Origin of the sequence: Streptomyces blastmyceticus (assembly GCF_039521185.1) — a bacterium.
GTDB classification, from domain to species: domain Bacteria; phylum Actinomycetota; class Actinomycetes; order Streptomycetales; family Streptomycetaceae; genus Streptomyces; species Streptomyces blastmyceticus.
On sequence record NZ_BAAABW010000026.1, the window covers coordinates 708,839 to 723,139 of the forward strand.

Sequence of the window (14,301 nt, forward strand, 5' to 3'; positions counted from 1 at the left end):
CACCCCGGGGGTCTGGGGGCGGAGCCCCCAGTTTCGGGAAGGGGCGGGGCTGGGGAAAAATCCCCCTACTCGAAGCGTTCGCCCCGCTCCGCCTTTTCCAGGAGCAGGCGCGGCGGCGCGAAACGGTCACCGTACGCCACCTGCAAAGCGCGTGCCCGTGTCACGAACCCGGCGAGCCCGCCCTCATACCCGTTGATGTACTGAATCGCACCCCCCGTCCACCCCGGGAAGCCGATCCCCAGGATCGAGCCGATGTTCGCGTCGGCCACCGACGTCAGGACGCCCTCCTCAAGGCAGCGCACCGTGTCCAGCGCCTCGGAGAAGAGCATCCGCTCCTTCATGTCCTCGAACGGAATCGCCGCATCCGCCCGGGTGAAGTGCTCGCGCAGCCCCGGCCACAGGCCGGCCCGCTTGCCGTCGGCGTAGTCGTAGAAGCCCGCGCCGCCGCTGCGGCCGGTGCGGCCGAACTCGTCGAGCATGCGGTCGAGCACCGCGTCCGCGGGGTGCGGGGTCCAGACGCCGCCGGCCTCCTCGACCGCGCGCCGGGTCTCGTCCCGGATCCTGCGCGGGAGCGTGAAGGTGAGCTCGTCCATGAGGGAGAGCACCTTGGCGGGGTAGCCGGCCTGGGCCGCGGCCTGTTCGACGGAGGCGGGGTCGATGCCCTCGCCGACCATCGCCACGCCCTCGTTGATGAACCGGCCGATCACTCGTGAGGTGAAGAATCCGCGCGAGTCGTTGACGACGATCGGCGTCTTGCGGATCTGCCGGACCAGATCGAACGCGCGGGCCAGCGCCTCGTCCCCGGTCCGCTCGCCCTTGATGATCTCCACCAGCGGCATCTTGTCGACGGGCGAGAAGAAGTGCAGGCCGACGAAGCCGTCGGGCCGCTCGACGCCTTCGGCGAGCAAGGTGATCGGCAGGGTGGAGGTGTTGGAGCACAGCAGCGCGTCGGGGGCGACGACGTGCTGGATCTCCTGGAAGACCTTGTGCTTGAGGGACGGGTCCTCGAAGACCGCCTCGATGACGGCGTCGCAGCCCGCGAGGTCCCTCGGGTCGGCCGTGGGCGTGATCCGGGCGAGCAGCGCGTCCCGCTCGGCCTCGGTCGTACGGCCCTTGGCCAGCGCCTTCGCGAGCAGGCCCGCGGAGTAGGACTTGCCCTTCTCGGCCGCTTCGAGGGAGACGTCCTTGAGGACGACCTCGATGCCCGCCTTGGCGCAGGCGTAGGCGATGCCCGCGCCCATCATGCCCGCGCCGAGGACGGCGGCCTTCGTGACCGTGCGGGGCGCGACGTCCGCGGGCCTGCTGGCGCCGGAGTTGACGGCCTGGAGGTCGAAGAAGAACGCCTGGATCATGTTCTTGGCGGTCTGGCCGGTGACCAGCTCCGTGAAGTAGCGGGCCTCGATGACCTGCGCGTTCTCGAAGTCGACCTGCGAGCCCTCTACGGCCGCGGCCAGGATGTTGCGCGGCGCGGGGTAGGGGGCGCCGCCCAGTTGCTTCCTGAGGGTGGCGGGGAAGGCCGGGAGGTTCGCGGCGAAGCGCGGGCCGGCCGGGGTGCCGCCGGGGATCCGGTAGCCCTTCTCGTCCCAGGGCTGCCGGGACTCGGGGTGGGCGTCGATGAAGGCACGGGCCTTGGCGAGCAGTTCCTCGCCGGTGGCGGCGGTCTCGTGGACGAGGCCCGCTTCGAGGGCGCGCCGGGCGCTGTAACGGGTGCCCTGGAGCAGCACCTTGAGGAGCGCGTCGGTGATGCCGAGGAGCCGTACGGTGCGGGTGACGCCGCCGGCCGCCGGGAGGAGGCCGAGGGTGACCTCGGGCAGGCCGATCCTGACGTGCGGGGCGTCGAGGGCGACGCGGTGGTGGCAGGCGAGGGCGATCTCGTAACCGCCGCCGAGGGCCGCCCCGTTGACGGCGGCGACGACGGGCACGCCGAGGGTCTCGATGCGGCGCAGGTCGCGCTTGATGGCCATGCCGGTCTCGAAGACCTGCTGCGCGTCCCCGGGCCCGACCTTGATCATTTCCTTGAGGTCGCCGCCCGCGAAGAACGTCTTCTTCGCGGAGGTGATGACGACGCCCCGTACGGACTCCTTCTCGGCCTCCAGCCGGTCGGCGACCGCGGTGAGGGACGCCTTGAAGGCGGCGTTCATGGTGTTGGCGGACCGGCCGGGGTCGTCCAGGACGAGGGTGACGACCCCGTCGTCGCTCCGCTCCCAGCGAATGGTGTCGGGCAGGCTCATGTGGATGCTCTCCAGTGAAGGTCAAGGGGCGGGCAGGGACGGGGAATTCCCGGAGGGCTACAGGCGCTCGACGACGGTGGCGATCCCCATCCCGCCTCCGACGCAGAGCGTGACCAGCCCGTACCGCTTGCCCTGGCGTTCGAGCTCGTCGATGACCGTCCCGAGCAGCATCGCCCCGGTCGCCCCCAGCGGGTGCCCGAGCGCGATCGCCCCGCCATTGACGTTGATCTTGTCCAGGCTGATGTCCATGTCCCGGGCGAAGCGCAGCACCACCGCGGCGAACGCCTCGTTCATCTCCACCAGGTCGATGTCGTCCACGGTCAGCCCGGCCTTGGCGAGGGCCTTGCGGCAGGCGGGCGCGGGGCCGGTGAGCATGATGGTGGGGTCGTCGCCGGAGACGGCCGCGGAGACGATGCGGGCGCGGGGCGTGAGCCCGTGGCGCTCGCCGGTCTCGCGGTTGCCGATGGCGACGAGCGCGGCGCCGTCGACGATCCCGGAGGAGTTGCCCGCGTGGTGGACGTGGTCGATCTTCTCCACCCAGTGGTACTTCTGGAGCGCCACGGCGTCGAAGCCGCCCTGCTCGCCGATCGCGGCGAAGGAGGGCTTGAGGCCCGCGAGGGTCTCGGGGGTGGTGCCGGGGCGGATGTGCTCGTCGCGGTCGAGGACGACGAGGCCGTTGCGGTCGCGCACGGGCACCACGGAGCGGTCGAAGCGGCCCTCCTTCCACGCCCGGGCGGCGCGCTCCTGCGAGCGGGAGGCGAAGGTGTCGACGTCGTGGCGGGTGAAGCCGCCGATGGTGGCGATGAGGTCGGCGCCGATGCCCTGCGGCACGAAGTTCACCTGGAAGTTGGTCATGGGGTCGGCGAACCAGGCGCCGCCGTCGGAGCCCATGGGCACCCGGGACATCGATTCGACGCCACCGGCGAGCACGAGGTCCTCCCAGCCGGAGCGGACCTTGGCGGCGGCGAGGTTGACGGCTTCCAGGCCCGAGGCGCAGAAGCGGTTCTCCTGGACGCCCGCGACGGTGTCGGGCAGCCCGGCGGCGATGGCGGAGATCCGGGCGATGTCGGAGCCCTGGTCGCCGAGGGGGCTGACGACGCCGAGCACGATGTCGTCGACGGCGGCCGGGTCGAGGTCCGGGAAGCGCCGTCGCAGCTCGTGGATGAGGCCGACGACGAGGTCGACGGGCTTGGTGCCGTGCAGCGCCCCGTTGGCCTTGCCGCGGCCGCGCGGGGTGCGAATCGCGTCGTACACGTACGCTTCGGTGGTCACGGTCGTATGCCTTTCAAAGGTGGCGGCTCAGAACTGGCGGCTCGAAGTTGCGGCGGGGTCAGGCGAGCAGGGAGCGGCCGATGATCTCCTTCATGATCTCGGTGGTCCCACCGTAGATCGTCTGGATCCGGCCGTCGGTGAACGCCTTGGCGACGCGGTACTCGGTCATATAGCCGTATCCGCCGTGCAGTTGCAGGCAGCGGTCGGCGACGCGCTTCTGGAGCTCGGTCGCCCACCATTTGGCCATGGAGGCGTGGACGGCGTCGAGCTCGCCCGCGGCGTGGTCGGTGATGCAGCGGTCCAGGAACACGCGGGTGACGGCGCACTCGGTGGCCATCTCGGCGATCTCGAAGCGGATGTGCTGGAGCTTGGCGAGCGGACGGCCGAACGCCTCGCGTTCCTTGACGTAGCGGGTGGTGATCTCCAGGAGGTGCTCGGCGGCCGCGATCCCGGCGACGGCGATGGTCATGCGCTCCTGGGCGAGGTTGGCCATCAGGTGGCCGAACGCGCCGTGGAGCTCGCCCAGGAGGTTCTCCTTGGGGATCCGCACGTCCTGGAAGAAGAGCTCCGCGGTGTCCTGGGCCTTCTGGCCGATCTTGTCGAGGTTGCGGCCGCGTTCGAAGCCGGGCATGCCGCGCTCGGCCACGAACAGGCTGAGGCCCTTCGCCCCGCCCTCGGGGGTCGTCTTCGCGACGACGATGACGAGGTCGGCGAGGATCCCGTTGGAGATGAAGGTCTTGGAGCCGTTGAGCAGCCAGTGGTCGCCGCGGTCCTCGGCCGTGGTGCGGATGCCCTGGAGGTCGGAGCCCGCGCCCGGTTCGGTCATGGCGACGGCCGTGATGAGCTCGCCGGTGCAGAAGCCGGGCAGCCAGCGCCGCTTCTGCTCGTCGGTGGCCAGCGAGGTGAGATACGGCCCGATGACGTCGTTGTGCAGCCCGACCGCGAGCCCGGCGGCGCCCGCGCGGGTGAACTCCTCGGTGAGCACGGCGCTGTAGCGGAAGTCGGTGGTGCCCCCGCCGCCGTACTCCTCGGGCACCGCCAGGCCGAGCAGCCCCTGCCGCCCGGCCGCCAGCCACGCCTCGCGCGGGACGATGCCGTCCTTCTCCCACTGTCCGTGGTGCGGCTCGACCTCCTTGGCCAGGAAGGTCCGCACGGTCTTGCGGAATGCCTCGTGGTCGGCGGTGAAGATCTGACGCTTCATCGGTGCGGGCCCTTCCGGTGGGGGGCGAGGCTGCGGACGTCCCAGTCGTGTGCCACCTCGGCGGTGTCCGCGCCCGGCCGGGCGGGCGGCCGGCGCACGGAGCCGGGGGTGGCGGAGAAGCGCGGGGCGGGGGCGGGCTGGGTGAGGCCGCCGTGCTCGACGAAGGTGCCGCGGGCGGCGAGGTGCGGGTGGCCGGGGGCCTCCCGCAGGGACAGGACCGGTGCCACACAGGCGTCCGAGTGCGCGAAGACTTCCGTCCACTCGGCGCGGGTGCGCTGCTTGAAGCGTACGGCGACGGCGGTGCGCAGCGCGTCCCACTCGGCGGGGTCGTCGCGGTCGGGCACCTCGCCCGCGAGGCCGAGGCGGTCCAGGAACTCGGCGTAGAAGCGCTTCTCCAGCGCGCCCACCGCCATGTGACCGCCGTCGGCCGTCTCGTACGTCCCGTAGAAGGGCGCTCCCCCGTCGAGGAGGTTGGCGCCGCGCCGGTCCTGCCAGGCGCCCGCGGCGAGCATGCCGTGGATGAGCGCGGTCAGGTGGGCGGTGCCGTCGACGATGGCGGCGTCGACGACCTGGCCGGTGCCGGTGGCGCGGGCGTGCTGGAGGGCGGCGAGGACGCCGACGACGAGATAGAGGGAGCCGCCGGCGAAGTCGCCGAGGAGGTTGGCGGGGGCGTACGGCGGGCCGTCGGCGGGCCCGGCCAGCCCGAGGGCGCCGGTGACGGCGATGTACGCGATGTCGTGCCCGGCGGTGTCGGCCAGCGGGCCCTCCTGGCCCCAGCCGGTCATCCGGCCGTAGACGAGGCGGGGGTTGCGGGCGAGGCACGCCTCGGGGCCGATGCCCAGGCGCTCGGTCACACCGGGCCGGAAGCCCTCCAGGAGGATGTCGGCGCGCTCGGCGAGGTCCAGGACGGCCCGTGGGCCGTCCGCGGACTTCAGATCGACGATCACCGAGCGCTTGTTGCGGTTGGTGAGGTCGTGGCGGGGGTCGATGTGCAGCCCGGGCCCGTCGGGGCGGTCGACGCGGACGACGTCGGCGCCGAGGTCGGCGAGGAGCATCGCGGCGAACGGGGCGGGCCCGATCCCCGCGAGCTCGACCACGCGCACACCGGTGAGCGGACCGTTCGCCGTCTCCGTCATTCAGACCCCAGTCCTATGACACAAGTGCTGTAACACTCGTGATGTTAAGAACGGGTTCCAGTTTCCACAAGCCCCGGCCGCGGCCCGCGTTGCAGGTTCGCGCTTCGCGTGTTCCTTGGACGAACCGCCGTTCACCCGGCCACTCTTGACGGTTCTCATGCTGTTCCCGCTCCGATGCCGGGCCGGCAGCGCCTGTCGTCCGCTGCCGGCCCGGCGGCCGGCCTCACTTCAGGTGTCGGCCGAAGAACCGGTCCCCGTCCTCCCTCTCGAACCACGGGGTGCCGAGGTGCCCGCCCAGGTTGGCGTGCAGCGTCTTCTCCTTGCTGCCGAAGGCGTCGAACAGGTCCAGAGCCCGCTGCCGGGGGTTCCCTTCGTCGTCCCACTGCAGCAGGAGCAGCAGCGGAACGGTGACCTGCCGGGCCTCCTCGCGCTGGGCGCGGGGCACGTAGCCCCCGGCGAAGAAGCCGGCGGCCGCGATGCGCGGGTCGGCCACCGCGAGGCGGATGCCGAGGGCGGTCCATCCCGAGTACCCGACCGGGCCGCCGATCCCGGGCAGCGCGAGGAGGGCGTCGAGGGTGGTCCGCCATTCCGGTACCGCGTTGTCGACCAGCGGGCCGACGAGGGACTCGAGGATCTCGTCGACCGGCTCGCCGGCCTGCATCGCCCGGCGGAGGTCGGCGCGGGCCTGCTCGGCGGCGGCGGAGCGGGGCCGGTCACCGCAGCCGGGGGCGTCGATGGTGGCCACCGCGTAGCCGTACGCCGCGGACTGCCGGGCCCGGGCCACCAGCCGCGGTTCCCGCCTGGGCAGGCCGTTGTTGTGGGCCATCAGGATCAGCGGCGCCGGTGCGGCGGATTCAGGCGTCCACAGGGTGCCGGGGATCTCGCCGAGGGTGAATTCGCGCTCGAGGACGCCGTCGTCGAGGCGCTGTTCGGATGTGAAGTGCATGGTCGTGCCTTTCGGGAGTGCTCGGAGTGGCGCTCCCGGACGACCTATCGCCCGACCGTGACCCCGGAGGGGAGCACCCATGTCGATACTGCGTTCACGGGTACCACCTCCTCGTTCTCTCGCACGGCCTCCGGAAAGGTAGCAGTGGCCGTCGTGGTCCGCCAACAGGTTTTCGCGGAGGCGGCATGGTGAGCACCGCCCCGCCCCTCACTCGCGCGTTGCGCGCCTCGGGGTGGCCAGGAAGACCGTGACCAGGGTGAGGGCGGCCGCGAGCCATGTGATCGTGTGGAACGCGTCCGTGAGCACCTGGGCCGTCTCCGGGGAGTCGCCCGCCGTCAGCGGCGTCGACGACGTGCCCTCGGGGAGGAGCAGGCGGTAGGTCACCGTGGTGACCGTGCCGAAGACGGCGATGCCCAGACCGGCACCGACCTCGTAGGAGACGGATTCGATCCCGGCCGCCGCGCCCGCCTGTTCGGAGGGTGCGGTCACCATGATCAGGTTTGAGGCGACCGTCTGGACCAGCCCTTGGCCGAGGCCGATCAGCGCCAGGCCGGCCGGGACCGCCGTGCCGGACGCGACCAGGGCGTACCCCACCACCGCGAGCAGCAGGCCCGCGGGCACGCCGGTACGCGGTCCCGTGCGGTCGACGATCGGGCCGCCCGCCAGCCCCGCCACCACCGCGGCCACCGGCATCGGCAGCAGATACAGGGCGGCGTCCGCGGCCGACAGCCCCTTGGCGAACTGGAGGTACTGCACCAGCTGCAGCTCGAACCCGACCATCACCAGTACGGGCAGCACCGAGGCGACCACCCCCGCGCGCAGCAGGGGCAGCCGGAACAGGGAGAGGTCCAGCATCGGATGCTTCGCCCGCTGCTGCCGCCGTACGAACAGGACCAGGGCGGTCAGTCCGAGCGCGCCCGGCAGCAGTACCTCCGCCGGTCCGACGCCGTCGTGGGTGACGGCGATGATGGCGTAGGCGCTGCCCAGCAGTCCCACGACCGAGAGGATGGGCGACGTGGCCTCCCAGGGCTGCCGCTCGGACTCGACCTCGTTGTTCAGCAGCAGGGCCACGGCGGGCAGGGCCACCGCCACCACCGGCAGGTTGACCAGGAACGTCGAGCCCCACCAGAAGTGGTGGAGCAGGAAGCCGCCCGCCACCGGTCCCAGCGCCGAGGCGCCGGCCGCGACCGCGCTCCACGCCCCGATGGCCACCGCGTGGTCGCGGCCGCTGCTGAAGGTCTGCCGGACGATCGCCAGCGTGGCCGGGATGATCATGGCCGAGCCGACCGCCAGCGCGGCCCGGGACCCGACCAGGGCCAGCGGTCCCGATGCCGTCGCGCACAGGGCCGAGGCCGCGCCGAACACCACCAGCCCGGCCATCAGCAGCCGCTTGTGTCCGATCCGGTCGCCCAACGGCCCGGTGACCAGCACCAGTCCGACCATGAGGAGCGAGTACACGTCCACGATCCACAGCAACTGGGTCGGGGAGGCGTGCAGTTCGTCGGCCAGGGTGGGCACGGCGATGGTGAGGATGGTGACGTCCAGGGCGGCGGGCAGGAAGCACAGCAACACCACGGCCAGCACCAGCCAGCGCCGGGCCGTCGCGACGGCGGGCAGCGTGTCGGTCACAGGTCGAGGCCCAGCGCCACTCTGGCCTCGGCTATCAGATCGTGGAGCTCTGTCAGGCTCGGTGCGAAGAACATGCAGCTCAGTCTTCCGGTGTGCAGGTCGGTCAGTTCGGTCGGGACCACTCCCCGGTCGGCGTGCCGGGGCGAGGCCACGAGCTGCCCGAGCAGTCGCAGCACCTCTCCCAGCTCCAGCCCGGACGGGAGCCCGTAGAAATCGTAGTTGCCGACCGCGTGCGTGCCGATGTAGCCGGGACCGATGAACTGGTCGCCGAACTCGTGCACGTGGGTCGAGCCGGTGCGGCGGGCGTTGAGGTCGTGCATGTGGACCTCGCCGTCGCGGGCGATCGCGTCGATGCCGAAGTGCCCGCGGTAGCCGCGCCGTTGCATCTCCTCGGCCAGCCGCTGCCCGCCCTCGGTCAGCGGCTTGTACCACCACTCGTCCCGCAGTTCCCGTGCGGTGACGTTGCCGCGCAGGTGGGTGGCCCCCTCGAAGAGCATGTCGGTCGTGTAGCACAGGTGGGGCGTACCGTGCTCGGGCACCATGTACTCCACCGACGGGAACGCGATGTCCCCTTCGACGAACTCCTCGACCACCACCTGGTCCTCGCCGTAGAACGGGCTCGCGGCCAGGCGTTGGTCGATGTCGTCGTCGCCGGGCCTGAAGATCAGCAGGCCGATGCTGGCCTCGCCCCGGTCCGCCTTGACGATGCAGGGCCTTCCCGTCGCGAGCATGTCCCGCACCGCCGCCGGTATCTCCTCGCGTCCGGCGCAGTGGATGCCGGGCGGGATGCGGCAGGGTCCGTCGGTCATGCCGAGGTCGGCGGCCAGGTCGCGCAGGCCGGTCTTGGTGTCGAACGCATCGCGCAGGTCCTGTCGCGGTGTGCTCTCCGGCAGCTCGACCGCGATGCCGTGCCCGGTCCGTAGGGCCTCGGCGAAGTGCCACAGGTCGGCGGTGGTGGTGTGCGGGATCAGCCGGATCCTGCGCCCCGGTCCCGCGTAGGCGGCCACGGCGGTCATCAGCTCCGGGTCGGCGAGTGCGTCGGCGAACAGCGAGCCGGTCTTCCCGGCCGGGCTGAGGTTCACCACGTCGTCGAGCTCCAGGAACTTCCGCTGCCAGTCCAGGTCGGCGATCGGCTCGTAGGTGATGATCATCTTGGGCAGCGGGCCCCAGAACAGTGCCTGGTCCTGCTGGGCCCAGCACTCCGACAGGAGCTCGTCGACGCCGTCGGCGCGGACGGCGAAGTCCCGCAGGGTGTCGACGGCGTTGCTCACACAGACGGTGGGTACGGTCATGGCCTCTCCTCTCGCAGCAGTCCGTCGCCCTTGGACACCAGGTCGACCGCGGCCCGGACCACGTGCCAGAACAGGTCCTCGCCCAGGGCGGCGGTGGCGCCCGAAGTGCTGGACAGGACGCCCTGGTTGGTGGTGCGGTCCACGTCGACGGGGTGCAGGTAGATCCCCGGGCGGGGCGGCTCCGTGTGGTCGGGCCGCTCGGGCGAGACCAGGTCCGGGCGCAGGTAGAGCATCAGGCTGGTCTCGGTGAGCCCCGCGTGCTCGGCGTGCCACCCCGGGAAGTGCGGCACCCGCTCGGCCAGCCAGTCGGTGTCGACCAGGCTCCACCAGCTCAGCGCGATGAATTCCTTGCCCGCGGCCGCCGGCCGGCCGCTCACCTCGTCGAGGGCCTCGAAGAGGAAAGGCTCGTTCTCGAAGTGCCCGTTGACGACCAGCAGCCGCTTCCAGGGCAGTGCGCACAGCGACTGCAGCGTGTCCACCAGGAAGTCCAGCAGCGACTGGCCGCGCACATGGACGGTGCCGGGGAAGGCCAGTCCGCCGCCGCTCTGCGGCAGCGACCGTGCCGCGATGGGCTGCACCGGCAGGGTCAGCGCGGTGAGTTCGTAGGCGATCTGCCGGGCGAACGCCTCGGCCAGCACGGTGTCCACGGAGAGCGGCAGGTGCGGGCCGTGCTGTTCGGTGGCCCCGATCGGCCACACCACGGTCCGGCCGTCCGTCGCGGCCAGGACGTCGGCACTGCTCAGGTCGCTCAGCTGCGGCCCTGCCGACCGGGGGGTCACGACTGCACCTGCTCGGGCCGGCGCGCTTCGAGGGCGGGGTCCGACGGACCGGCGGTCCCGGCGGTTCCGGCGGTCTCGGCGGTCTCGGCGGTCTCGGCCACGATCCGGGCGAGCGTGTCGTACATGTCGGTGTGCAGCGCGCTGTAGACCTGTGTCACCACCGCGCCGAGCCGGAGGTAGTCGTGCACGTCCCGGCCCGACTGCACGCCGCCGGAGGCCAGTACGGGCAGCTGGAACCCGGCCCGGCGCAGCTGCCACAGCGAGGCCAGCACGAGCGGCTTGATGCCGGGCCCGGAGTAGCCGAAGACTCCGCCGAGTTCGAGTTCGCCGGTCTCCGGGTGCACCACGGCGGCGGGCAGGGTGTCGCTGATGGTGACCGCGTCCGCGCCCGCCCGGGCGGCGGCGGTTGCCCGGGCGTTCAGCCCCTCGCCGCTGGCCAGCTTGACCGAGAACGGCAGAGGGGTCGCCGCGCGGACGGCCGCGGTGTAGGAGTGCACGCGCTCGGCGGAGTCGTCGAGGCCGGCTTCCTCGTTGAGGCAGGAGATGCCCAGCTCCAGCGCCCGGCAGCCCGTCGCCTCCACCTGGACGGCCAGTTCGGCCAGTTCCGCCGGGGTGTCGGCGTGCAGCGACGCGATGACCGGCAGCCCGTCGTGTGCCAGGCTGCGCAGGATGCCCAGCCAGTGGCCGACGGACCGCTTGGAGTAGGTGGTGCTGTTGATCATTCCGGTGGGCAGCCGGAGGATGCGCTCGTCCAGACCGGTCGGCGGGCTGGGATGGATGGTCTTGGTGACCACCGCGCCCGCGCCGGTCTCCAGCAGTCTGCGGATGTTCCGTTCCTGGTCGGTGAGCAGGCCGGAGCCGACCACTACCGGATTGGCCAGGTCCAGGCCGAGCACGTGTGTCATGGCCGCCACCTCAGACCGTTGTCCGGGTCCGGGCCAGTGCCCCGAGCACGGTGTCGATCAGGCGCTCCGGGTCCAGGGCGACCTCCTCGGCGGACAGGAAGGTGGCTTCGGCGATCTGGGAGAGGCCCTTCAGCAGGTGGCTGGCCGAATCGGCGAAGGGCTGGTCGGTGATGCCGACGATGGGACGGCCCAGCGCGCTGGCCCAGCCCAGCTCGATGTGCGTGCCGTCCGTGCGCAGCAGGGTGCCGTCGAACACCGGCAGCACCGGCACGAACACGTCGCACTCGCGCATCCACCCGTAGTCGCGCACGGAGACCTGCTCGGGGGTGAACGAGGCGGTGTCGGCGCCGAAGCGCTCGGCCACGTGCGCGGACAGCACGGTGCCGCCGGCCCGCCGCACGCGGTCGATGGTCTGGCGCACGCTGTCGCGAATCGGTGCCGCCATGCCGCCGGGTACCAAGGCGTGCTGGATCGGGCCGCCGACGAACACGGTGACGCCGCTGAGGGCGTCCGGGGAGACACTCATGGCCTTTTCAATACCCCTTCGATAGAGCCTGCCGACGACCGCGCTCGACGAGTGTGGAACCGGGCGGGGTTCGGTCACCGGAAGGGAATGCACGGGCAGCGCGAAGTCCTGTGCGGCTGCGCCGAGTTTGAATGAGTCGCGGCGGAGCCCGCATACGGCGTACGGGGCCGCGCCAGTATCACCAGGGGCCCCGGGTGCATGCTCGTCCCGCACTCCGAGTTCGCCCCTGGAAAGCGAATAGGAAGCATGACCTTAGCCCTGCGACATTCGCTGCCGCAAGGGAGAACCGTGGCGCAGATCCCTGCGTCGGAATGGCGCAGAAGGGCGTGCGCCCAGCCGCGGGAACGCGGTTTCGGCCATCCTTCCTGAAGCGCCATCAGCCCACTTCAGGGGCGCGCTCACAGGGTGCGGACGGTGACCGGAGCCGGTAAATCCGCTGGTCAGTGGATCATCACGTGAGCCCTGCCGGATTCCTGCGCAAACGGCTCCCGCACCGGTGCCCGCGGCGCACGACTGGCGTGATCCGACGTCGCGTTGACAGGCCATGATCCAGCAAACTAGCTTCAGCAACCACCAACAGCCGACGTCGGCTTTATCGACGGTCGTTGACGGTGGCTATCGGCCCGCCACCGTCCGATTTGCTGCTGCATTCCCTCCGGCTTTTCCAGGCGCCGGATGCTCAGTCGTGCCCTTTAGGATAAACCCAGTCCAGAGGTGAGAACGCTGATGAACCCTTTGCAGACGATCAAACAGATTCTGTCCTCCGATGTGCTGGTGGAGGTACCGACGGACCAGATGCAGCTCGACGACAGCCTGCGCGAGGGCTACGGCATCGACTCGCTCGGCTTCGTGGAGTTGCGCGTGCGATGCGAGGAGTCCTTCGGCATCGACATCCCCGACGAGGCCTTCGCCGTGGAGGAGCTGGCCACCCTCGGCGACGTACTCGCGCTGATCGAGCGGCTGTCCGGGGCCGGCCAGTCCTCCCCGGCCACTGCATGAGTACGGCCCCGGCCGCACGCGACGACCGCACCGGGGACCTGGCCGGTGTGCTGTCGCGCGGCGCGGACCTGCACCTCAACCACTACGGGGCGGGGCGACTGCCGTTCGCCTGCGTGGGCGGGAGCGGCCTGGAGCTGGACGTGGTCGACCTGAGCCCGGAGCACCGGGGCAGGCGGCTGCGGCTGCTGGACGCCAGCGGTGGCTACGCCAGTGCGACGCTGGGCGGTGACCACCCGGTCGTGCGTGCGGCGGTGGCGCGCGGCACCGGGGTCGGCAGCGTCACCGACGAACTCGGTTCGCTGGAACGGGCGGAGCTCCTCGACCGGCTCTTCGGCCCCGGCGGACTGTGGACCGACCATTTCCCCAACGGGCAGTACCACGTCAGCGGGCGCAACTCGGGCTCGGAGGGCAACGAGTTGGCGCTGCGGCTCGTGCTGGAGTCCCGGTTCGACGCCCGGCGGCTGCAGCACCGCCCGGGCAAGGAGCGGCGCGACACCATCCTGGCCTTCCAGGGCGCCTGGCACGGCTGGACCGACGGACTGGTGCAGCTGCTCAACCGCAGGCACTACCAGGCCGGGCTGCCCACGCCGGAGACCACGGGCCCGTACGGTGTCCGGGTCGAGCACATCCCGTTCGGCGACCCCACCGCCCTGGAGGAAGCCTTCACCGCGCTCGGCGACCGGCTCCTGGCCGTGGTGGTCGAGCCGATCCAGGGCGACGCGGGCATCCTCGAGCCGCCGCCCGGCTATCTGCGCGGGCTGTCGCGGCTGTGCGCGGAGGGCGGCGTGCTGCTCGTCGCCGACGAAGTGCTGACCTTCGCCAAGACCGGCAGGTATTTCGCCATGCGGGACGCGGACGGGCCGGTGCCCACCGACATCACCGTCATCGGCAAGTACCTGGGCATGGGCGCGGTGTCCACGTCGATGGTGATCGCCCGGCGGGAGCTGACCGTCCGCGCGTCCGGGGCCGTCTCGACCTCCGACCTGCGGCCCTCGGCCTGCGCGGTGATCCGTGACGGGATCGAGCACATCGAGGCCGAAGGGCTGCTGCGCCGGTCGGCCGAGGTCGGCGCGCACCTGGCCAAGCAGCTCGACACCGTCCTGGTGGGCCGCCACCCGGAGGTGTTCACGGAGGTCCGCGGGACCGGATTCATGCTCGGCGTGGAGCTGACCGCCGCCGCGGCGGCCAAGATGGGCGCGCTGCGCAGGGCACTGATCGAAGCCGGGGTGTACGCGGAGTTCATGGCGGGCGCGGGAAAGCGGTCCGGCGGACGGCGCTACGTCCACCCCACCCTGCGGATCGTGCTGCCGCTGAACACCGGACAGGCGCTGGCCGACGAGGTCGTGGAGCGGGTGGCGGCGGGCGCCCGGGCCCTGCAGTGAACA

The 14,301-nt window shown here is 71.6% G+C and carries 12 protein-coding genes; 2 read left to right on the forward strand and 10 right to left on the reverse strand.

Features of this window, described 5'->3' with window-relative positions; translation table 11 throughout:
- Nucleotides 1-65 precede the first annotated feature (65 nt).
- The 10 genes from ABD269_RS25500 to ABD269_RS25545 form a co-directional block, all read right to left on the reverse strand.
- Entirely contained in the window at nt 66-2,231 is a 2,166-nt protein-coding gene (locus tag ABD269_RS25500) for a 3-hydroxyacyl-CoA dehydrogenase NAD-binding domain-containing protein (RefSeq protein ID WP_344121391.1), read from the reverse strand.
- 57 nt (nt 2,232-2,288) lie between these two features.
- On the reverse strand, nt 2,289-3,503 hold the full coding sequence (locus ABD269_RS25505) for an acetyl-CoA C-acetyltransferase (protein WP_301891323.1): 1,215 nt from the start codon (nt 3,501-3,503) through the stop codon (nt 2,289-2,291).
- 58 nt (nt 3,504-3,561) lie between these two features.
- The gene (locus ABD269_RS25510; protein WP_344121394.1) at nt 3,562-4,704 is read right to left on the reverse strand and encodes an acyl-CoA dehydrogenase family protein; all 1,143 of its coding nucleotides are present in this window, start codon (nt 4,702-4,704) and stop codon (nt 3,562-3,564) included.
- On the reverse strand, nt 4,701-5,840 hold the full coding sequence (locus ABD269_RS25515) for a CaiB/BaiF CoA transferase family protein (protein WP_344121396.1): 1,140 nt from the start codon (nt 5,838-5,840) through the stop codon (nt 4,701-4,703). Before ABD269_RS25515 ends, ABD269_RS25510 begins: the two co-directional genes overlap by 4 nt.
- 223 nt (nt 5,841-6,063) lie before the next feature.
- Entirely contained in the window at nt 6,064-6,786 is a 723-nt protein-coding gene (locus ABD269_RS25520; RefSeq protein ID WP_344121398.1) for a dienelactone hydrolase family protein, read from the reverse strand.
- Between the two features lie 207 nt (nt 6,787-6,993).
- Nucleotides 6,994-8,415 carry an MFS transporter gene (locus ABD269_RS25525; RefSeq protein WP_344121400.1) on the reverse strand — a complete coding sequence of 474 codons (1,422 nt, stop codon included), beginning with the start codon at nt 8,413-8,415 and terminating at the stop codon, nt 6,994-6,996.
- Complete coding sequence (locus ABD269_RS25530; protein ID WP_344121402.1) at nt 8,412-9,707, reverse strand: ATP-grasp domain-containing protein; 1,296 nt, start codon at nt 9,705-9,707, stop codon at nt 8,412-8,414. The genes ABD269_RS25525 and ABD269_RS25530 overlap by 4 nt, the downstream gene beginning before the upstream one ends.
- Nucleotides 9,704-10,486, reverse strand: coding sequence for a creatininase family protein (locus ABD269_RS25535; RefSeq protein ID WP_301891331.1), 783 nt, complete (start codon nt 10,484-10,486; stop codon nt 9,704-9,706). The genes ABD269_RS25530 and ABD269_RS25535 overlap by 4 nt, the downstream gene beginning before the upstream one ends.
- Entirely contained in the window at nt 10,483-11,391 is a 909-nt protein-coding gene (locus ABD269_RS25540; RefSeq protein ID WP_344121405.1) for a beta/alpha barrel domain-containing protein, read from the reverse strand. The genes ABD269_RS25535 and ABD269_RS25540 overlap by 4 nt, the downstream gene beginning before the upstream one ends.
- A gap of 10 nt (nt 11,392-11,401) precedes the next feature.
- Complete coding sequence (locus ABD269_RS25545) at nt 11,402-11,917, reverse strand: nucleoside 2-deoxyribosyltransferase (RefSeq protein ID WP_301891333.1); 516 nt, start codon at nt 11,915-11,917, stop codon at nt 11,402-11,404.
- Nucleotides 11,918-12,643: 726 nt separating this feature from the next.
- Here ABD269_RS25545 and ABD269_RS25550 point away from each other — a divergent pair.
- Nucleotides 12,644-12,916 carry an acyl carrier protein gene (locus ABD269_RS25550; protein WP_344121408.1) on the forward strand — a complete coding sequence of 91 codons (273 nt, stop codon included), beginning with the start codon at nt 12,644-12,646 and terminating at the stop codon, nt 12,914-12,916.
- Nucleotides 12,913-14,298 (forward strand): aminotransferase class III-fold pyridoxal phosphate-dependent enzyme, encoded by a 1,386-nt coding sequence (locus ABD269_RS25555; RefSeq protein ID WP_344121410.1) that lies wholly within the window; start codon nt 12,913-12,915, stop codon nt 14,296-14,298. Before ABD269_RS25550 ends, ABD269_RS25555 begins: the two co-directional genes overlap by 4 nt.
- The last annotated feature ends 3 nt before the right edge of the window (nt 14,299-14,301 follow it).

What these genes read in the sequence shown, in the direction of transcription:
- ABD269_RS25500 (WP_344121391.1), bottom strand. Translation starts at nt 2,231, where the DNA reads ATGAGCCTGCCCGACACCATTCGCTGGGAGCGGAGCGACGACGGGGTC.
- ABD269_RS25510 (WP_344121394.1), bottom strand. Translation starts at nt 4,704, where the DNA reads ATGAAGCGTCAGATCTTCACCGCCGACCACGAGGCATTCCGCAAGACC.
- ABD269_RS25515 (WP_344121396.1), bottom strand. Translation starts at nt 5,840, where the DNA reads ATGACGGAGACGGCGAACGGTCCGCTCACCGGTGTGCGCGTGGTCGAG.
- ABD269_RS25520 (WP_344121398.1), bottom strand. Translation starts at nt 6,786, where the DNA reads ATGCACTTCACATCCGAACAGCGCCTCGACGACGGCGTCCTCGAGCGC.
- ABD269_RS25530 (WP_344121402.1), bottom strand. Translation starts at nt 9,707, where the DNA reads ATGACCGTACCCACCGTCTGTGTGAGCAACGCCGTCGACACCCTGCGG.
- ABD269_RS25540 (WP_344121405.1), bottom strand. Translation starts at nt 11,391, where the DNA reads ATGACACACGTGCTCGGCCTGGACCTGGCCAATCCGGTAGTGGTCGGC.
- ABD269_RS25545 (WP_301891333.1), bottom strand. Translation starts at nt 11,917, where the DNA reads ATGAGTGTCTCCCCGGACGCCCTCAGCGGCGTCACCGTGTTCGTCGGC.
- ABD269_RS25550 (WP_344121408.1), top strand. Translation starts at nt 12,644, where the DNA reads ATGAACCCTTTGCAGACGATCAAACAGATTCTGTCCTCCGATGTGCTG.
- ABD269_RS25555 (WP_344121410.1), top strand. Translation starts at nt 12,913, where the DNA reads ATGAGTACGGCCCCGGCCGCACGCGACGACCGCACCGGGGACCTGGCC.